The organism is Kocuria sp. CPCC 205258 (assembly GCF_040981005.1).
GTDB classification, from domain to species: domain Bacteria; phylum Actinomycetota; class Actinomycetes; order Actinomycetales; family Micrococcaceae; genus Kocuria; species Kocuria rosea.
The window spans coordinates 164,390-182,211 of the sequence record NZ_JAVKPS010000006.1 but is presented as its reverse complement, the minus strand read 5'-3'; the positions used below and the strand labels follow the sequence as shown (position 1 = coordinate 182,211).

The 17,822-nt window shown below is 73.2% G+C and carries 19 protein-coding genes; 14 read left to right on the top strand and 5 right to left on the bottom strand.

All coding sequences use genetic code 11. The features are described from left to right. Positions 1-2: 2 nt before the first annotated feature. Positions 3-671: a TrkA family potassium uptake protein gene (locus RF644_RS12205; RefSeq protein ID WP_017832491.1), complete on the bottom strand. Its 669-nt coding sequence runs from the start codon at positions 669-671 to the stop codon at positions 3-5. Next, a complete protein-coding gene (locus tag RF644_RS12200) occupies positions 664-2,067 on the bottom strand; it encodes a TrkH family potassium uptake protein (protein ID WP_232035380.1) in 1,404 nt (467 codons plus the stop codon). Before RF644_RS12200 ends, RF644_RS12205 begins: the two co-directional genes overlap by 8 nt. 133 nt (positions 2,068-2,200) lie before the next feature. On the opposite strand from RF644_RS12200, the gene RF644_RS12195 reads away from it, so the two are divergent. From RF644_RS12195 to ccsB, 13 genes are all read left to right on the top strand, one after another. Beyond that, complete coding sequence (locus RF644_RS12195) at positions 2,201-3,646, top strand: TrkH family potassium uptake protein (RefSeq protein WP_368796699.1); 1,446 nt, start codon at positions 2,201-2,203, stop codon at positions 3,644-3,646. Positions 3,647-3,720: 74 nt separating this feature from the next. Then, a complete protein-coding gene (locus tag RF644_RS12190; RefSeq protein ID WP_368796698.1) occupies positions 3,721-4,425 on the top strand; it encodes a TrkA family potassium uptake protein in 705 nt (234 codons plus the stop codon). A 79-nt stretch (positions 4,426-4,504) separates the two neighbouring features. After that, complete coding sequence (locus RF644_RS12185; RefSeq protein WP_368796697.1) at positions 4,505-5,716, top strand: acetoin utilization protein AcuC; 1,212 nt, start codon at positions 4,505-4,507, stop codon at positions 5,714-5,716. A gap of 101 nt (positions 5,717-5,817) precedes the next feature. After that, positions 5,818-6,423, top strand: coding sequence for an ArsR/SmtB family transcription factor (locus RF644_RS12180; RefSeq protein ID WP_368796696.1), 606 nt, complete (start codon positions 5,818-5,820; stop codon positions 6,421-6,423). A gap of 35 nt (positions 6,424-6,458) precedes the next feature. Next, on the top strand, positions 6,459-7,799 hold the full coding sequence (gdhA, locus tag RF644_RS12175; protein ID WP_017832485.1) for an NADP-specific glutamate dehydrogenase: 1,341 nt from the start codon (positions 6,459-6,461) through the stop codon (positions 7,797-7,799). A 113-nt stretch (positions 7,800-7,912) separates the two neighbouring features. Then, positions 7,913-8,755 carry a FadR/GntR family transcriptional regulator gene (locus RF644_RS12170; protein ID WP_368796695.1) on the top strand — a complete coding sequence of 281 codons (843 nt, stop codon included), beginning with the start codon at positions 7,913-7,915 and terminating at the stop codon, positions 8,753-8,755. 165 nt (positions 8,756-8,920) lie between these two features. Continuing rightward, positions 8,921-9,019 carry an AURKAIP1/COX24 domain-containing protein gene (locus RF644_RS12165; RefSeq protein WP_005504750.1) on the top strand — a complete coding sequence of 33 codons (99 nt, stop codon included), beginning with the start codon at positions 8,921-8,923 and terminating at the stop codon, positions 9,017-9,019. A gap of 106 nt (positions 9,020-9,125) precedes the next feature. After that, complete coding sequence (locus RF644_RS12160) at positions 9,126-9,389, top strand: glutaredoxin family protein (RefSeq protein WP_031282502.1); 264 nt, start codon at positions 9,126-9,128, stop codon at positions 9,387-9,389. Positions 9,390-9,438: 49 nt separating this feature from the next. Further along, a complete protein-coding gene (locus RF644_RS12155; RefSeq protein ID WP_193365108.1) occupies positions 9,439-10,110 on the top strand; it encodes a histidine phosphatase family protein in 672 nt (223 codons plus the stop codon). A 54-nt stretch (positions 10,111-10,164) separates the two neighbouring features. Then, a complete protein-coding gene (locus RF644_RS12150) occupies positions 10,165-10,785 on the top strand; it encodes a TlpA family protein disulfide reductase (RefSeq protein ID WP_368796693.1) in 621 nt (206 codons plus the stop codon). Beyond that, the gene (locus RF644_RS12145; RefSeq protein ID WP_017832479.1) at positions 10,782-11,543 is read left to right on the top strand and encodes a cytochrome c biogenesis CcdA family protein; all 762 of its coding nucleotides are present in this window, start codon (positions 10,782-10,784) and stop codon (positions 11,541-11,543) included. The genes RF644_RS12150 and RF644_RS12145 overlap by 4 nt, the downstream gene beginning before the upstream one ends. A gap of 44 nt (positions 11,544-11,587) precedes the next feature. Further along, positions 11,588-13,426 (top strand): cytochrome c biogenesis protein ResB, encoded by a 1,839-nt coding sequence (locus RF644_RS12140; RefSeq protein WP_368796692.1) that lies wholly within the window; start codon positions 11,588-11,590, stop codon positions 13,424-13,426. Between the two features lie 13 nt (positions 13,427-13,439). Continuing rightward, entirely contained in the window at positions 13,440-14,507 is a 1,068-nt protein-coding gene (ccsB, locus tag RF644_RS12135) for a c-type cytochrome biogenesis protein CcsB (protein WP_368796691.1), read from the top strand. 231 nt (positions 14,508-14,738) lie between these two features. Here the strand turns inward: ccsB and RF644_RS12130 are convergent, their stop codons facing one another. Beyond that, positions 14,739-15,212, bottom strand: coding sequence for a PLDc N-terminal domain-containing protein (locus RF644_RS12130; RefSeq protein WP_133409264.1), 474 nt, complete (start codon positions 15,210-15,212; stop codon positions 14,739-14,741). Positions 15,213-15,324: 112 nt separating this feature from the next. Between RF644_RS12130 and RF644_RS12125 the strand changes: the two genes are divergently transcribed. Further along, the gene (locus RF644_RS12125) at positions 15,325-15,612 is read left to right on the top strand and encodes a DUF4229 domain-containing protein (protein ID WP_017832475.1); all 288 of its coding nucleotides are present in this window, start codon (positions 15,325-15,327) and stop codon (positions 15,610-15,612) included. Positions 15,613-15,642: 30 nt separating this feature from the next. On the opposite strand, the gene RF644_RS12120 is transcribed toward RF644_RS12125, so the two are convergent. Next, positions 15,643-16,524 (bottom strand): 1,4-dihydroxy-2-naphthoate polyprenyltransferase, encoded by an 882-nt coding sequence (locus RF644_RS12120; protein ID WP_017832474.1) that lies wholly within the window; start codon positions 16,522-16,524, stop codon positions 15,643-15,645. A 122-nt stretch (positions 16,525-16,646) separates the two neighbouring features. Continuing rightward, complete coding sequence (locus tag RF644_RS12115) at positions 16,647-17,813, bottom strand: AMP-binding protein (protein WP_368796690.1); 1,167 nt, start codon at positions 17,811-17,813, stop codon at positions 16,647-16,649. Positions 17,814-17,822: the final 9 nt, after the last annotated feature.

The window sequence follows — 17,822 nt, the reverse complement described above, 5'->3', positions numbered from 1 at the left end:
GGTCAGGGGCGGGCCGCGAAGCGCTCGAGCAGGTCCACGTGCCCCGAGACGATCAGCAGGTCGCGGGAGGTGACCTTGGTGTCGGGGCGGGCGTACGTGAAGTCCTCGCCCGGGGACTTCACGCCCACCACGGTCACGCCGTACTTGGAGCGGACGTTGGAGTCGCCCAGCGTGAAGCCCTGCACCTCCCGCGGCGGATACATCTTGACGATCGCGAAGTCGTCGTCGAACTCGATGTAGTCCAGCAGCCGGCCCGAGACCAGGTGCGCGGTGCGCCGCCCGGCGTCCGCCTCGGGGAAGATCACGTGGTGCGCCCCGATGCGGGAGAGGATCTTGCCGTGCGAGGGCGTGATGGCCTTCGCCCAGATCCGGCTCACGCCGAGGTCCACGAGGTTCGCCGTGATGAGCACGCTCGACTCGATGGACGTGCCGACGCCCACCACGGCGGAGTCGAACTCGGCCGCCCCCAGCTGGCGCAGGGCGTCGATGTCCGTGGCCTCGGCCTCGACCACGTGGGTGAGCTGCCCGGAGAGCTTCTGGACCAGCTGGGCGTCCCGCTCCACGCCCAGGACCTCCCGGCCCTGCCGGGCGAGCTGGAGCGCGGTGGCGGTGCCGAAGCGGCCGAGGCCGATCACCAGGACGGGGACGCTGTGGGACGAACGGTCAGCCAATGATGGGCCTTTCCTCGGGGTACCGGTAGAGGCGCCGGCGTGAGCGCAGCGCCAGGGCGGCGGCCACGGTGGTCGTGCCGATGCGCCCGATGAGCATGATCAGGACCAGGACGTACTTGCCGGCGGGGGGCAGCTCGCCGGAGAGCCCCACGCTGAGACCGCACGTCGCGTACGCGGAGATCACCTCGAACAGGACCCGGTCCAGCGGCTCCTCGGAGATCTCGACGAGGATCCCGCAGCCCACCAGGACGACGGTCGCCCCCATCATGATCACCGAGATCGCGATGCGGAGGGCGTCCTCGGGGATGGTCCGGTAGAACGCGATCACGGACCGGTCGCCCCGGGCCTCGGCCAGGATTGCCAGGAAGACCACGGCGAGGGTGGTGACCTTGATGCCGCCGGCCACGGAGGCCGGGCCGCCGCCCGCGAACATCAGCGCGTCGGTCATCAGCAGGGTCACCGGCTCCAGGCTGTTCATGTCCACGAGGTTGAAGCCCCCGGAGCGGACCATGACGGAGTGGAAGAAGCCCTCGAAGATCTTCTCGTGCACGGGCCGGTCCCGCAGGGTGTCCGGATTGGACCACTCGAAGGCCAGGAACAGGGCCCACCCCACGAACAGCAGGATCGTGGTGGTCACGATCACCAGCTTCGTGTTGAGGTTCCACCGCGAGAAGCGCAGCCCGGTCTGCCGCAGCACGAGGACCACGGGGAAGCCGAGGGAGCCCAGGAGGACGCCCAGGGCGATCGGCAGGAGGATCAGCACCGCGTCCGTGTACGGGACGAGGCCGTCCGAGTGCGGGGTGAACCCCCCGTTGTTGAACGCGGAGACCGCGTAGAACACCCCGTGCCAGAGAGCGGTGAGGAACGGCTCCCCGACCACCAGGAAGCCGATCGTCAGCACCGTGGCCAGGATCGCCTCGATCGTCACGGACATCAGCACGATGATCTGCAGGAGCGAGCCCACCTCGCCCAGGCGCCCGATGTTCAGGGCCTCCTGGGTGATCAGCCGGGACTTCAGGCCGAGCTTGCGACCGATGGCCAGGGCCAGGATCGAGGTCATGGTGAGGGTGCCGAGACCGCCGATCTGCATCGCGACCAGGATCACGAACTGGCCGAAGAACGACCAGTTGGCCGCCGTCGACACCGTGGTCAGGCCCGTCACGGTGACCGCGGAGGTGGCCGTGAACACGGCGTCCTCGACCGGTGTCACGACGCCGGGGGCCGAGGCCACGGGCAGCCACAGCAGGAAGGAGAACACGGACACGACCGCGGCGAAGGAGATGACGGCGAGACGGGCGGGGGAGCCCGCCGCGATCCGGTCCACGAGGTCGCGCAGCGAGGTGAGCAGCCAGAACCGGCCGCGCTCCTCCGGACGGGCCCAGGGCGCGCGCTGCAGGTGGCTCACGGGCTCTCCTCCTGGTGTCCTGACCGCCCGGGCGGGGCGGCGGCCGCGGCGTTCGCCTCGACCCGAGACAGTATTCCACCCGCGCCCGTCCGCGGCGGGCAGCCGCGGGTGTAGGTTGTCGCCCATGCCCCTGGAAGAGGCCCTGCTGCGCGCCCGGGTCCGTCGACTCACCCGACGGCACGGGATCCGCTCCCCCCACGGTCGCCGGCCGGGACAACGGCGGAGCACCGATCCGCGGGAGGTGACCGCGGCGCGCACGGCGCAGCTGATCATCGGGGCGTTCGCGACCGCCCTGGCCGTCGGCACCGTCCTGCTGATGCTCCCGGTCGCGAGGTCGGGCCCCGGCGGGGCGTCGTTCATGGAGGCGTTCTTCACCGCGACCTCGGCGATCTGCGTGACCGGGCTGGTCGTGGTGGACACGCCGACCTACTGGACGCCGTTCGGGCAGGCGGTGATCCTGGCCCTGATCCAGATCGGCGGGTTCGGGGTGATGTCCTTCGCCACCGTGCTGGGGATCCTCTTGGCCCGCCGGCTGGGCCTGACGGCCCGGATCATGAGCTCGACCGAGACGAAGAACCCCGGCTACGGGGACATGCGCCGGGTGCTGCTGCGCATCCTCGCCACCACGCTGCTGATCGAGACGGTCGTGGCCGCGGCGCTCGCCCTGCGCTTCTTCGCCGGCTACGGGTACGGACCGGGGCAGGCGGTGTGGCACGGCGTGTTCCACGCGGTCTCGGCGTTCAACAACGCCGGCTTCGCCCTGTACACCCTGTCGATCATGGACTTCGCCGCCGACCCCTGGGTCAACCTGCCGATCGTCGTCGCCGTGGTCCTGGGCGGGCTGGGGTTCCCGGTGCTCTACCAGCTGCGCCGGGAGTGGCGCCGGCCCCGGCGGTGGAGCATGAACACCCGGATCGTGCTGTTCGCCACCGTGGTCCTGCTCGGCGCCGGCACGGTGTTCCTGTGCGCGGTGGAGTGGTCCAACCCCGCCACCCTGGGGCCGATGCGGGCCGACGAGAAGCTGATGGCCGGGTTCTTCCAGTCCACCATCGCCCGCACGGCCGGGTTCAACAGCATCGACATCTCGGCGATGCACCCGGTGTCCTGGCTGGGGCTGGACCTCCTGATGCTCATCGGCGGCGGCCCCGCCGGGACGGCCGGCGGGCTGAAGGTCACCACCGTCGCCGTCCTCGGCTTCATCGCCTGGACCGAGATCACCGGGGGAACGGCCGTGCACGTCCTCGGCAGGCGCCTGTCCCGGTCGGTGCAGCGCCAGGCGATCACGGTGGTCGTCCTGGCGCTGGGCGCGGTGACCACCGCCACGATGGTGCTGATGCTGCTGCACGAGGACATCGGCCTGGACCGGATCCTGTTCGAGACGATCTCCGCGTTCGCCACCGTGGGCCTGTCCACGGGCATCACCGCGGCTCTCTCGCCGGCGGCCCAGGGGGTGCTCATCGCCCTGATGTTCCTGGGCCGGCTGGGGCCCATCACCGTGGCCACCGCCATGGCGGCCCGTCCCCGGAAGGCCCTGTACGAACTGCCCAAGGAACGCCCGCTGATCGGCTGAGTCCACCGCGCCCGCCCGGCACACCACCCCACGGGGCCCTGCGGCCCACCCCGACACCTCCTGGAGGTCCCCACATGTTCCCCTCCCGCTCCGGCACCGCCTCGCACCACCACTCCGGCCGCCGCCGGCCACCGGGCACGGTGGCCGTGATCGGCCTCGGCCGCTTCGGCGCCGCCCTGGCCCTCGAGCTGATGCGCAACGGCGCCGAGGTGCTGGGCATCGACGTCGACGAGGACGTCGTCCAGGAGCTCAACGGGCAGCTGACCACCGTGGTGCGCGCCGACGCCACCCAGGAACAGGTGCTGCGCCAGCTCGGCGTCGACGAGTTCGACAAGGTCGTGGTCGGCATCGGCTCCGACGTCCAGGCCAGCATCCTGGTCGCCTCCCGGCTGCTGAAGTTCGCCCACCCCGAGATCTGGGCGAAGGCCATCACCACGCCCCACGCCGAGATCCTCGAGCAGCTCGGGGTCCACCACGTCATCAGCCCCGAGCACGACATGGGCGTGCGCTCCGCCCACCTGATCCAGGGCCGGGTCCTCGACTTCGTGACGATCGACGAGGGATTCGCCCTCATCCGCTGCCCGGCCCCGGAGGCCGTCCAGCAGCGGCCGCTGGACACCCTCAGCATCCGGCGCACCCACGGCGTCTCGATCGTCGCGGTCCGCCGCCTGGGCCAGGAGTGGGAGGCCACCGAGCCCGGCACGGTCCTCTACGAGAACGACCAGATCCTCGTGACGGGACCCACCCGTGCGGTCGAGGCCTTCAGCGACCTCGACTGAGCCGCGCCGGGGTGACACAAAGGGCGCCGGCGCCACGCCCGCGACGGCGGGCCCCGGCCCCGAGTGGTCTAATGGCGGTGTGACCCCTGCTACGTCCGGGCCCGGCGCCCCGTACCCCACGCGACTGTTCTGGGACCCCGCCCTGCTCGAGTACAACTTCGGGGACCACCACCCCATGCACCCGTCCCGGCTCGAGGCCACCTACCGGCTGGTCCAGGAGTTCGGCCTGGACCGCCGGGACAACGTCACGGTGGAGGCGCCCGAGGTGGCCCCGGACGAGGTGCTCAACCTCGTCCACCCGCAGCACTACGTGGACTCGGTCCGGGCCGTCAGCGCCGACCCCACCGTCGAGGTCCCCGAGTGCGGTCTCGGCACCGAGGACACCCCCGGGTACCCGGGGGTGCACGAGGCGAGCGCTCGGCTCGTGGGCGGCACCTACCAGGGCGCCGTGGCCGTTCTCGCGGGGGACGCGGTGCACGCCGTGAACTTCGGGGGCGGGATGCACCACGCCCACGCCGAGAAGGCCAGCGGATTCTGCATCTACAACGACTGCGCCGTGGCGGTCCAGCACCTGCTGGACCAGGGTGTCCGGCGCGTGGCCTACGTGGACGTCGACGGCCACCACGGCGACGGCACCCAGTCGATCTTCTACGACGACCCCCGCGTGCTCACCGTCTCGCTGCACGAGACGGGCCTGACGCTGTTCCCGGGCACGGGCTTCGCCAACGAGACCGGCCGCGGGGAGGCCGAGGGGCACTCCGTGAACGTGGCGATGCCCACGGCCTCCGACGACTCCATGTGGCTGCGCGCGTTCGACGCCGTGGTCCCGCCCCTGCTGCGCCAGTTCCGGCCCGAGGTGATCGTGAGCCAGCACGGCTGCGACTCGCACTTCGCCGACGAGCTCACCCACCTGCGCGTCAGCGTCGACGCGCAGCGGCAGACCGCCGTGGCCCTGGCAGGGCTGGCTCACGAGCTGTGCGAGGGCCGGTGGATCGCCACGGGCGGGGGCGGGTACAACTGCTACGACGTGGTGCCCCGCTCCTGGACGCACCTGGTGGGAGTCGCCGCCGGCCACCCGATCGACGTGGGCACCGCGGTGCCGCAGCCGTGGCGCGACTACGTGCAAGAGCGCTACGGCGCCGACGCGCCGCGGGCCATGGGCGACGAGGTGGACCTGTGGTGGCGCTCCTGGGAGGTGGGCTTCGACCCCAACGACGAGACGGACCGCACGATCATGGCCACCCGCAAGGAGGTCTTCCCCCAGTGGGGGCTGGACCCGTGGTTCGACTGAGCCCGCCGCCCGCGGGCTCCGGCAGCGGCGGGGGCAGCCACGGGGGCGGCACGGACGTGCCGGTGCCGGGAGCCGCGCGGCAACCCGTTTACAGTGATCGGATGGGCAACAACGACGTGTTCGCGGTGATCGCCGACAAGACCCGGCGGGGGATCCTCGCCGCGCTCAAGGACGGCGAACGACCCGTGGGCGACCTCGTGGCAGAGCTGGGGGTCTCCCAGCCGACCGTCTCGAAGCATCTGAAGATCCTGCGCGAGGCCGGTATGGTGTCCATGGAGGCACAGGGGCAACGACGTCTCTACGCCGTGCAGCCGGAGCCGCTGGCCGAGGTCACCGCGTGGGTCCACGAGGTCGTGGGCGGTGCGGCGCACCAGCCGGCCGCCCCGACGCGCGCCCCCGTGGACGCCGCGGACAGCGGCACTGCCGGGGCCGGCGTCGCCGGACCTGACGTGGTCGTGACCGCGGGGGCCGATGGGGCCGGGACGGCTCCGGAGGCGACGCCCGGGACGGCCGTGCTGGACGCCGCGGCCGTGGTCGTTCCGGAGCCGGCCGTCGTCCCCAGCCCTGAGCCGGCGGTCGAGGCCGGCCCGGCGCCGGCGGTCGGCGGCACCCCCGCGCGCCCGGGCAGGGGTGCGGGGGCTCGTGCGGTGGACATCCTGTCCAGCCTCTCCGGCCTGCGCCGCCGCACCAGGAACCCGCGGCGGTGACCGGCCGGGCCCAATCGATCCGAACGAGGAGCACCATGCACGAGGACCTGTACCCGATCCGCCAGGCCGTACTCGCCCGCAACCCCGGAGAGGTGGAGTTCCACCAGGCCGTGGACGAGGTCTTCGACTCCCTGGGCCCCGTGGTCGCACGCCACCCCGAGCTGCTCGACGCCGCCGTGCTCGAGCGGATCTGCGAGCCGGAGCGGCAGATCATCTTCCGCGTGCCGTGGACCGACGACGAGGGCCGCGTGCACATCAACCGCGGCTTCCGCGTGGAGTTCAACTCCGCGCTCGGGCCCTACAAGGGCGGGCTGCGCTTCCACCCCTCCGTGTACCTGGGCATCGTGAAGTTCCTGGGCTTCGAGCAGATCTTCAAGAACGCCCTCACGGGCATGCCGATCGGCGGGGGCAAGGGCGGGTCGGACTTCGACCCGAGCGGGCGCTCCGACGGCGAGATCATGCGCTTCTGCCAGTCCTTCATGACCGAGCTCTACCGCCACATCGGCGAGTACACGGACGTCCCCGCCGGTGACATCGGGGTGGGCGGACGCGAGATCGGCTACCTGTTCGGCCAGTACAAGCGGATCACCAATCGCTACGAGTCCAGTGTGCTCACCGGCAAGGGCCTCAGCTGGGGCGGTTCCCTGGTGCGCACCGAGGCCACCGGCTTCGGCACCGTGATGTTCGCCGAGGAGATGCTGCAGACCCGCGGGCAGTCCTTCGACGGTCAGACCGTGCTGGTCTCCGGCTCGGGCAACGTGGCGACCTTCGCGATCCACCGGGCGCAGCAGCTCGGGGCCACCGTGGTCACCGCCTCGGACTCCAGCGGCTACGTGGTGGACCCGGACGGCATCGAGCTGGACCTGCTGCGCGAGGTCAAGGAGGTGGAGCGCGGCCGGATCTCCGAGTACGCCGAGCGCCGCGGCGGACGCGCCCGGTTCATCGCCAAGGGCTCCGTCTGGGACGTCCCCGGCACGGTGGCGCTGCCGTGCGCCACCCAGAACGAGCTGGACGGCTCCCACGCCAAGAAGCTGCTCGGCCACGGCGTGCTCGCCGTGGCGGAGGGCGCGAACATGCCCACCACGGGCGAGGCCACCCGCCTGTTCCAGGAGGCGGACGTGCTCTTCGGCCCGGGCAAGGCGGCCAACGCCGGGGGCGTGGCCACGTCCGCGCTCGAGATGCAGCAGAACGCCTCCCGCGACTCGTGGACCTTCGAGTACACGGAGGAGCGGCTCGGCCAGATCATGAAGTCGATCCACGACACCTGCGCCGAGACCGCCGAGGACTACGGCATGCCCGGCAACTACGTGGCCGGCGCGAACATCGCCGGGTTCATGAAGGTCGCCGGCGCCATGATGGCGCAGGGCCTCATCTGACCCGTGCCGGGTCCGGTCCGCCGGGCCCGGCAGGGGTTCCCCGTCCGCACTTCCGACACGTCCGGACCCGCGTTCGTCCCACGGAGGGCCGCGGTGGTCCTACCCTGGAGACTATGGCAACGCATCGGCAGGTCCTGCAGTGGCTGGAGAACGAGCTGTTCGACGGCCACCTCGTGCTGGGCCAACAACTGCCCTCGGACCGCGACCTCGCGGCCATCCACCGCGTGTCCCGCAACACCATGCGGGAGGCGCTCAAGACCCTGGAGGCCCAGGGCATCGTGCGGCTGTTCGACGGGCCGCGCAAGTCGATCCTGCCCATGCTGGTGCGGGAGCCCGCCGCGTCCGCGGGGCCCGCGCTGCAGCTGCACATGGCCACCTCGGACTACCCCCTGCGGGACATCGTGCAGACCCGGGTGCTGCTCGAGACGTGGGCCCTGGAGCGCTCGGACCCCGAGCACCCGGCGATGGCCGAGCTGCGGGCGCTGCTCGAGCAGATGGCCCGGGACGACCTGTCGCTCAAGGAGTTCCACCACCTCGAGGTGAGCTTCCACATCGCCCTGTGCAAGACCGCCGGCAACTCGGTGGTCTCCGCCCTGATGTCCTCCCTGCGGGACTCGATCTACGAGTACACGATGGCCCTGGTGGGCCACGTGCCCCTGTGGAGCACCACCGCGGACCGGCTGCGCGCGGAGCACCACGCCATCTACTCCGCCGTGGCGGCCGGTGACCGCCGGCTGGCGTCCCGGCTGGTGGCGGAGCACATCGAGTACCAGTACCGCGAGGCCGGCGTGGACCCGGACCAGGAGCAGCGCACCCCCGGTCCGGCTCCGGACGCGCCCGCCGAGCTCAACCCGCCCGGCGCCGCGGCGCAGCCGGACACCGGCGCGCACGAGCTCGCGGACGCGTTCGAGGGGGAGCCCGGGGACGGGCCCGCACCGGTGTCCCGCAGCGCCTGAGCCGGCCGCGGCCGGACCGAGTACAGCAATCTCCCCACAAGACGGTAGGGTGTCAGTGAACGTTTGCCCGGCCGTCACCGTCCGCAGGCCGGCACCCCTGGTTCCCGCCTGTCGCGCGGAGTCCCCGGGGGCACACCACCGAGACATGAAGATGCGAGGGATCCTATGGGTTCAGTGATCAAGAAGCGCCGCAAGCGGATGTCCAAGAAGAAGCACCGCAAGCTGCTCCGCAAGACCCGTCACCAGCGCCGCAACAAGAAGTGACCCTGCGCTGAGCGCCACCGGGGGCCGCCGTCCGATCCAGGACGGCGGCCCCCGGTGCGTTCCCGGGCCCGTCCGCACCGCGCGGCGGGCCCGTAGCATGGGCTCCATGACTCCTCCTCCGCCGCCCGCCGTGACCCTCCTCACCCGCCCGGGGTGCCACCTCTGCGAGGCCGCCCGGGAGTCCGTGGACCGGGTCGCCTCCGCGCTGGGGCTGGAGTGGGAGGACGTCGACGTCGACACCGACCCCGAGCTGGCCCGCCGGCACGCCGAGGAGATCCCCGTGGTCCTCGTGGACGGCGTCCCGCGCGACTTCTGGCAGATCGACGAGCGCCGCCTCGCCCGGCTGCTGCGCGAGCGCCTGGCCGGCTGAGCCGCCCCCGTTTTGGGGCCGGTGCGCCCGGTCTGGGACCATGGGGGGCATGCCCTCCTCGACCGTCCACCTGCTGCGCCACGGCCAGGTCCTCAACCCGGACCGCATCGTCTACGGGAGGATGCCCAGCTACGGCCTCACCGAGCTCGGTGCGCGGATGGCGGAGGCCGCCGCCGCGGAGCTCGCCCGCCGCGTGAACACCGGCTCGCGCATCGTCCACCTCGTCTCCTCGCCGCTGCAGCGCGCCCGGGAGACGGCCGCGCCCGTGGCCCGGGAGCTGCACCTGCCGGTGCACCCGGACGAGCGGATCATCGAGGCGCACAACCACTTCGAGGGCCTGCACGTGGACCTCCCCGAGCTGCTGCGGCCCCGGCACTGGCCGCACCTGCGCAACCCGCTGCGGCCCTCCTGGGGCGAGCCCTACCGGCACCAGGTCGCGCGCATGGCGGAGGCGGTGCTGGACGCCGGGCGCGCCGCCGCGGAGCGCGGCGGGGACGGCGCCGAGGCCGTGCTCGTGTCCCACCAGCTGCCGATCTGGCTCACCCGGCTCTCCGCCGAGGGGCGCCCCCTGCCGCACGACCCCCGGCGGCGGCAGTGCAACCTCGCCTCCATCACCTCGCTGGTCTTCGACGACCTCGACTCCGGGCGCCCGCCCCGGGTCGTCTACAGCGAGCCCGCCGCCGACCTCTACCCAGGGGTCAACCAGCTTCCCGGTTCATAATGGCCGGGCGCCGCCGCCCTCCCCGTCCCGTCCAGAGCACCAGGTGATCCGTCCGTGACCTCCCGCCCCTCGCCCGCCCCCCGTCCGTCCCGCCGCCGCGTGCTCTCGCTCGCGGGCCTCGGCGTCCTCGGACTCGCCCTCGCCGGGTGCACGGAGGAGGACTCCCTCGCCCAGCAGGCGAACTCGGGGGACCAGAAGGGCTACATCGCCGGGGACGGCACGGTCTCCGAGTACCCGGCCGCCGAGCGCGGGGAGCCGGTGCAGTTCGCCGGCACGCTGTTCGACGGCACACCCCTCACCGCCGAGGACCTGCGCGGGCGGCCCGCGCTGCTGAACTTCTGGTACGCGGGCTGCGCCCCGTGCCGCGTGGAGGCCCCCGACCTCCGCGAGCTCGCCGAACGGTTCGAGGGGCAGGCCGCCTTCTACGGCGTGAACCTGCGCGACGAGCGGGCCACCGCCGAGGCGTTCGAGCGCACCTTCGAGATCCCGTACCCGTCCGTCGCGGACAAGGACGGGGGCGTGCTCATGGCGCTGAGCGCGTACGTGCCGCCGCAGGCCGTGCCGACCACGCTCGTGCTCGACGCCCAGGGGCGGGTGGCCGCCCGTATCCTCGGCATCGCGGACCGCTCCGTGCTCGAGACCCTCCTCGAGGACACGGTGGCCGAAGCGGCATGACGGCTGGCAACCCCTTCGCCGAGATCGTCCTCGACGGCTCCCTCCTCGTCGCGCTGCCCGTGGCGCTGCTCGCCGGCCTCGTCTCCTTCGCCTCCCCGTGCGTGCTGCCCCTCGTGCCCGGCTACCTCGGCTACGTCACCGGCCTGACCGGCGCGGACCTGCAGGAGCAGCGGCGCGGCCGCGTGCTCGCGGGGATCACGCTGTTCGTCCTCGGCTTCTCCGCCGTGTTCCTGCTGATGTCCGTGCTGCTGGCCCAGCTGGGCGCCTACGCCTGGTTCCTGGGCCAGAACTGGATCACCGTGGTCCTCGGCGGGCTCGTGGTGCTCATGGGCGTCGTGTTCCTCGGCGGGGTGTCCTTCTTCCAGCGGGACCGCAAGATCGAGCACCGCCCACCGCCCGGGCTCTGGGGCGCCCCGCTGCTCGGCGTGACGTTCGGCCTCGGCTGGGCCCCCTGCATCGGCCCCACCTTCGCGGCCGTGCAGGCGCTCGTCTACGTGGACGGCGCCTCGACCGGGAAGGCGGCCGTCCTCACGGTCGCCTACTGCCTGGGCCTGGGCGTGCCGTTCCTGCTGCTCGCCCTCGCCCTGCGCCGGGGCATGGGCGCCATGGGCTTCTTCCGCCGGCACCGCCTCGGCATCCAGCGCGCCGGCGGCGGCCTGCTCGTCCTCGTCGGCCTGCTCATGATGACGGGCGCGTGGACCGCGTTCGTCTCCTGGGTGCAGGCCGAGCTCGTCACCGACTGGGTGATGCCGATCTGAGCACCTCCGACCCGCGAGCCCGCACCGACAGCAGAAAGGCCGCCATGAGCACCGCAGCGCCCCCGTCGTCGTCGGGCCCCGCGTCCCCGGACCCGTCCGGACAGCGCACCCCGGACGTCGAGCTCCCCGCCCTGGGGCCCCTCGGCATGGCCCGGTGGGCCTGGACGCAGCTGACCAAGATGAACACCGCCCTGTTCCTGCTGCTGCTCCTGGCGGTCGCCGCGGTGCCGGGATCGATCTTCCCGCAGCGGATCCAGGACCCGGCGGCGGTCCAGGACTACATCGACAACAACCCCGTCCTGGGGGAGTGGCTGGACCGGGTGCAGCTGTTCGACGTCTTCTCGTCGGCGTGGTTCTCCGCGATCTACATCCTGCTGTTCGTCTCCCTCGTGGGGTGCGTCCTGCCGCGCGCGGCCAAGCACTGGCGGGCGTGGCGGGCCGAGCCCCCGCGCACCCCGCGCCGGCTCGAGCGGCTGCCGGAGCACCGCTCCCTGGCCCTGGGCGGACGGGACGGGGCCGGGGCGCCGGCCCCGGACGACGTCGTGGCCGACGCCGCCCGGCTGCTGAAGAAGCGCGGCTACCGGGTGGCGGTCCGGGACGCCGGCACGGCCGCCCCGTCGGTGGCCGCCGAGCGCGGCATGTGGAAGGAGGTCGGCAACATCGTCTTCCACCTGGCCCTGCTGGGCGTGCTGGTGTCCGTGGCCGTCGGCTCCCTCTTCGGCTACAAGGGCCAGCGGGTGGTCGTGGAGGGCGAGTCCTTCGTCAACACCCTCATCGGCTACGACTCCTTCACCCCCGGCCCCAACTACGACGCCGACTGGCTCGACCCCTTCTCGGTGCGGTTGGACAGCTTCGAGGCCGTGTTCAACCGGGACACCACGGACCCGCGCAGCTACGGGGCGCCGCTCGACTTCACCGCGGAGGTCACCGTGCAGGACGAGCCCGGCGCCGAGCCGCGGCAGGAGATCCTGAAGGTGAACCAGCCGCTCAACGTGAACGGCGTGAAGAGCTACCTCGTGGGCAACGGCTACGCCCCGGTGGTGCGGGTGACCGACGGCAACGGGGACGTCGCCTTCGAGGGGCCGGTCGTGACCATCCCCTCCGACGGCGTCTACACGTCCTCGCTCGTGCTCAAGGTCCCGGACGCCCGTCCCGACCAGCTCGGCCTCGTGGGGCTGCTGCTGCCCACCGCCGTGGGCGGCGAGGGCGAGATGCCCCGCTCCGTGGACCCCGGCCTCGCCAACCCCCGGCTGATCCTCTCCGCGTACCACGGGGACCTCGGCCTGGACAGCGGCGAACCGCAGAACGTGTACGTGCTCGACGTCGAGCCGCTCACCGAGCTCAACGCCATGACCAACGAGAACGGCGCCATCACGCTCGACGCCGCGAACCCCGTGCACGAGCTGCCCGACGGCAAGGGCACCGTGGAGTTCCTGGACGTCAAGCGCTACGTGGGTCTGGACGTCCACTACGACCCCGGCAAGACGGGCGCCTTCGTCTCCTTCGTCGCGGCCTTCGCCGGCCTGCTCATGTCCCTGTTCATCGCCCGCCGCCGCGTCTGGGTGCGCGCGGCGGAGGGCGTCGACGCGGACGGACGGCCCTGCACGGTGCTGGAGTACGGGCTGCTGGCCCGCGGCGAGGACCCCCGGCTCGCCGCGGAGGCCGAGCGGCTGGACCGGCTCTGGACCGAGCAGTGGCAGGACGCCGGCGTGCGGGACACCGACACCACGACCACGACCACGTCCGGGACGGCGACCACGCCGCCGCCGGCACCAGCGACAGCAACAGCGACCACGGCGGCGGCCGGGAGCACCGGGCACGCCGCCGGCCGGCCGGACGGCCGGACGGACTCCGTACCGGACGCCCGGCCGGACCACGAGTGAGAGGATGGGCGGCATGACCGTCAACGAGACACTGGGCGCCTGGAGCGAGCTCTTCATGCTCCTGGCGGCCATGACCTACCTGGTCGCCTTCGTGGCCTTCGCGTGGGACGTGGCGTCCCACTCCAAGACCCTGCGCGGGGCCGAGGACAGCGGCGAGCGCGAGCTCGTGGGCGCCGCCGCGGGAGCCTCCGGGGACGCCGCCGAGCCCGCGGACTCCCGGGCCGGCCACGGCGCGGGCCACCGCGGGCGCGGCTACCGCACGAGCGCGCGCTCCGCCCTGTCCGGCCACGTGGCGGACGAGGAGATGCGCTACACCGGCGAGCGCCGGCCCGCCGCCCGCGTGGCCGTGGCCGTCATGGTCCTGGGCTTCGCCGTGCACGCCGCCGCCGTGCTCAGCCGGGCCTTCGCGGCCGGGCGGGTGCCGTGGGGCAACATGTACGAGTTCTGCACCACGGGCGCCCTGGTCGTCGCGGGCGTGTTCCTGCTGGCCCTGCTGGCCCGGGATCTCCGCTTCGTGGGCTCCCTGGTCTCCGGGCTCGTGGTGATCATGCTCTGCGCGGCCACCATCGGCTTCCCCACCCCGGTGGGACCGCTGCAGCCCGCCCTGCAGTCCTGGTGGCTGGTGATCCACGTGTCCATCGCCGTGGCCGCCTCGGGGGTCTTCACCATCACGTTCGCCATGGCCGTCCTGCAGCTGCTGCAGGCCCGGCGGGAGCAGGCGATCCTGTCCGGCGAGCGGCCCGGCGCGGGGTTCCTTGCGATGGTCCCGTCCTCCCAGGCGCTCGAGAACCTGTCCTTCCGGCTCAACGCGGTCGGGTTCGCGTTCTGGACCTTCACCCTCGCCGCCGGCGCCATCTGGGCGGAGCAGGCCTGGGGCCGCTACTGGGGCTGGGACACCAAGGAGGTGTGGACCTTCGTGATCTGGGTGGTCTACGCCGCCTACATGCACGCCCGCGCCACCCGGGGCTGGACCGGCAACCGGTCGGCCTGGCTGTCGATCGTCGGCTACCTCTGCGTGATCTTCAACTTCACCGTGGTCAACACCGTCTTTCCCGGCCTGCACTCCTACTCCGGGGTCTGACCCCGGCCGCCCCGCCGGGCGACGACACCGGAACGGCCCGCACCGGCAGGTGCGGGCCGTTCGTCGTGATCGGGACGGACGTGGTCGGGGCGGTCGTGGCCGGGGCGTCCGGCCCGGTCGGGTCCGCGGCGGGGCGGCTCCGGCACGTGGTCCCGCTCTGAGCGGTCCTGCCGTGGGGCCCTGCCGGGTGGTCCCGCCGTGCGGTCCTGCCGGGCGGATCAGCCGGGCGGATCAGCCGCGCGGGGGCCGGCTGCCGGGGGAGCCGTCCGTCGGTCCGTCGCTGCGGCCGGCGGACGAGCCGCCGGAGGGCCCGTCGTCGGGGCGCTCCCCGGGAGCCCCGTCCGGCCCCGTGCCGCCGGATGCTCCCGGTCCGCCGTTGCGCCGCAGCTCCTCCTCCCACTGCCGGAGCTTCTCGGCCTTCTCCTGCTGCCGGCGGCGCTCCTCGAGGTTGCGCAGGAACTGGGGGTCGTCGTCGGGCCCCCTGCCGCGCACGGGACGCGAGGACTCCGCGGTGCCCTTGGGCCGCCCGAGGAACAGCCACAGGAGGGCGCCGAGGAGGGGGAGGAGGAGGATCACCGCGATCCAGCCGCCCTTGCGGAGACCGCGCATGTCGGTGCTGTCGGTCCGGGCGCACTCGATGAGGGAGTAGACGATCACGCCCACCGCCAAAGCGGCCGCGCCGATGATGAGGATGGCTCTGCCCATGCCGACAATCGTAGGGGAGTTGCCTGGACGCCAGCTCAGCGCTCCGGAGGCCCTGTCCGCCGCGCTCCACCGGCCCGGGGGTCCTGTCAGGAGCTCCGGCTAGACTGGGCGCGTGAATTTCCTGAAGTACTCCCTGCTCCGGTTCGCGCTGCTCGTGCTGGCCTTCCTGCTCAGCATGTGGCTGGGCGTGGGGCTGGTCCTGTCCGGGGTCGCCGCGGTGGTCATCTCCTTCGCGGTCTCCTACCTGTTCTTCCCGCGCCTGCACAGCGCCGCGGGGGAGGAGTTCCACCGGTGGTTCGCGCGGGCGCCGAAGCCCCGCAACCGGGTGGCGCTCGAGGACCAGGAGGTCGAGGACGCCTACGTGGACCGGCGGCTGCGCGAGGACGGCCGCGAGGTCTGAGCCACCCGCCGCCGCGTCCTCACCGGGTGCTCACCACCACTGCCGCAGCAGCACCGCCAGCAGGAAGAGCACGGCCCAGCCCACGTTGAGCACCCCGCACTGCCGGAGCACGGGGATGAGCTGGCGCCGGTCCTGCACCCGCAGCACCGTGGCCACGGGCGCCCACGCCAGGGGCAGGAGCAGCAGCACGAGGAGCATCCACGGGTTGTCTGGCACCAGGAACAGCACGAGCGCGAACGCCACGGCGATCTCCGCGGTGAACACCACCCGCGCCAGCGGGTCGCCCAGCCGCACGGCCAGGGTCCGCTTGCCGACCTCCCGGTCCCCGGGCAGGTCCCGGATGTTGTTGGCCATCAGCAGGGCGGTGGCGATCAGACCGGTGGACAGGGCCGCGACGAAGGCCTCGAGGTTGAGGGTGCCCGCCTGGGTGAGCGTGGTGCCGAGCACGGCCACGAGCCCGAAGTACACGAACACGAACACGTCCCCGAGCCCGCGGTACCCGTACGGGCTGCGCCCGCCGGTGTACCCCCACGCGGCGAGCACGGCCGAGAGGCCCACGGGGATGAACCACCACTGACGGCTCAGCACCACCAGGGCCGCGCCGGCGAGCGCGGCCAGGCCGAAGCACAGCAGCGCCGCCGCCCGCACCTGCCCTGGCGCGGCGGCCCCGGAGCCGGTGAGGCGCAGGGGGCCCACGCGGTCGTCGTCGGTGCCCCGGATGCCGTCGGAGTAGTCGTTGGCGTAGTTCACGCCGATCTGCAGGAGGAGGGCGACCAGCAGCGCGAGCAGCGCGCGGACGGGGTCGAACGAGTGCAGGGCCTGGGCCGCGGCGGAGCCGGCCACCACGGGGGCGAGGGCCATCGGCAGCGTCCGGAGCCGGGCCCCCTCGATCCACTGTGCTGGCGTGGCCACGGGCTACCTCCGTCGGGAACGACCCGCGCGGGTGCGGGGTGCGGGATGCGGGCCGCGGTGGGGGTCCGTGGCCGCGAACCATTGTGTCACGGCCCGGCCCCGGACCCGGCTCGGGCAGGGGCTCAGCCCAGCAGACGGCCCACGGCGGCGCGGTCCGGCTTCCCGGTGGGCAGCAGGGGCAGCTCGTCCGGCCAGGCCCAGCGCCGGGGCACCGCGGCGGCGCCGTGCCGGGCGCGCACCGACTCCTCGAGCTCGGCGCGCAGCCGCCGGCGGTCCGCGCCGGGGGCCGCGACGACCGCCGCCCCGACCGCCTGCCCCCACTCGGGGTCGGGCACGCCGAGCACCAGGGCCTGGCGCACCGCCGGGTGCTCCGTGAGCGCGGCGGTCACGAGCCCCGCGGCGACCTTGACACCGCCGGTGTTCACCACGTCGTCGACCCGCCCGTGCACCGTGAGCACGCCGTCGGCGGAGATCTCGCCGAGGTCGTCCGTGCGGTACCAGCGGGTCCCGGCGGCCTCCCGGAAGTGCCGTGCGGTCTGCTCCGGGTCCCCGGCGTAGCCGGCGGCGACGACGTCCCCGCCGAGCCAGATCCGGCCCGGCCCGGACCCGCCGGTGACCCCGGGTCGCGGGGCGTCGTCCTCGGCCCCCTCCGTCCCCACGTGCACGGAGACGCCGTCCAGGGGCACGCCGTCGTAGACGCAGCCCCCGCACGTCTCCGACATCCCGTAGGTGACGACCACCCGGACGTCGGCGGCCCGGGCGGCCGCCAGCAGCCGCGGGGGAGCGGCCGAGCCGCCGAGCAGGACCGCGGAGAAGCTCTTCAGCGCGGAGACCGCGTCCCCGTTGCGCACCCCGGACGCCGGTTCCAGGATCCGCTGCAGCTGGGTGGGCACGAGCGAGGTGAAGCGCACGGGGTCCTCCAGCTCCTCGGCCGCCGCCGCGAAGGCCTCGGGGGTGAAGCGGGCCGCGGGGTCGAGGACCACGGGGTCCGTCCCGGCGTAGAGGGAGCGCACGAGCACCTGGAGCCCGGCCACGTAGTGGACGGGCAGCGCGAGCAGCCACTGGCCCACCCCGCCGGTGCGCACCGCGGTGGCCATCGAGGACGCCGCGAGCGCGTCCCGGGTGAGGACCGTGCGCTTGGCCCGGCCCGTGGAGCCGGAGGTCCGCACGACGACGGCGGGGCCCTCCCGGCCCAGCGCGCGGGTCAGCAGGGACAGCAGCCGCAGGGGGTCGCCGGGCACGGGCCCGTCGAGGACCACGGCGTCGCCGGGGACGATCAGTTCGGCCATCGCGGGTCT

Coding starts and splice junctions, on each gene's coding strand:
- RF644_RS12170 (WP_368796695.1), top strand. CDS start 7,913: ATGGCAACGCATCGGCAGGTCCTGCAGTGGCTGGAGAACGAGCTGTTC.
- RF644_RS12195 (WP_368796699.1), top strand. CDS start 2,201: ATGCCCCTGGAAGAGGCCCTGCTGCGCGCCCGGGTCCGTCGACTCACC.
- RF644_RS12180 (WP_368796696.1), top strand. CDS start 5,818: ATGGGCAACAACGACGTGTTCGCGGTGATCGCCGACAAGACCCGGCGG.
- RF644_RS12115 (WP_368796690.1), bottom strand. CDS start 17,813: ATGGCCGAACTGATCGTCCCCGGCGACGCCGTGGTCCTCGACGGGCCC.
- RF644_RS12140 (WP_368796692.1), top strand. CDS start 11,588: ATGAGCACCGCAGCGCCCCCGTCGTCGTCGGGCCCCGCGTCCCCGGAC.
- RF644_RS12130 (WP_133409264.1), bottom strand. CDS start 15,212: ATGGGCAGAGCCATCCTCATCATCGGCGCGGCCGCTTTGGCGGTGGGC.
- RF644_RS12190 (WP_368796698.1), top strand. CDS start 3,721: ATGTTCCCCTCCCGCTCCGGCACCGCCTCGCACCACCACTCCGGCCGC.
- RF644_RS12155 (WP_193365108.1), top strand. CDS start 9,439: ATGCCCTCCTCGACCGTCCACCTGCTGCGCCACGGCCAGGTCCTCAAC.
- RF644_RS12165 (WP_005504750.1), top strand. CDS start 8,921: ATGGGTTCAGTGATCAAGAAGCGCCGCAAGCGGATGTCCAAGAAGAAG.
- RF644_RS12145 (WP_017832479.1), top strand. CDS start 10,782: ATGACGGCTGGCAACCCCTTCGCCGAGATCGTCCTCGACGGCTCCCTC.
- RF644_RS12160 (WP_031282502.1), top strand. CDS start 9,126: ATGACTCCTCCTCCGCCGCCCGCCGTGACCCTCCTCACCCGCCCGGGG.
- gdhA (WP_017832485.1), top strand. CDS start 6,459: ATGCACGAGGACCTGTACCCGATCCGCCAGGCCGTACTCGCCCGCAAC.
- ccsB (WP_368796691.1), top strand. CDS start 13,440: ATGACCGTCAACGAGACACTGGGCGCCTGGAGCGAGCTCTTCATGCTC.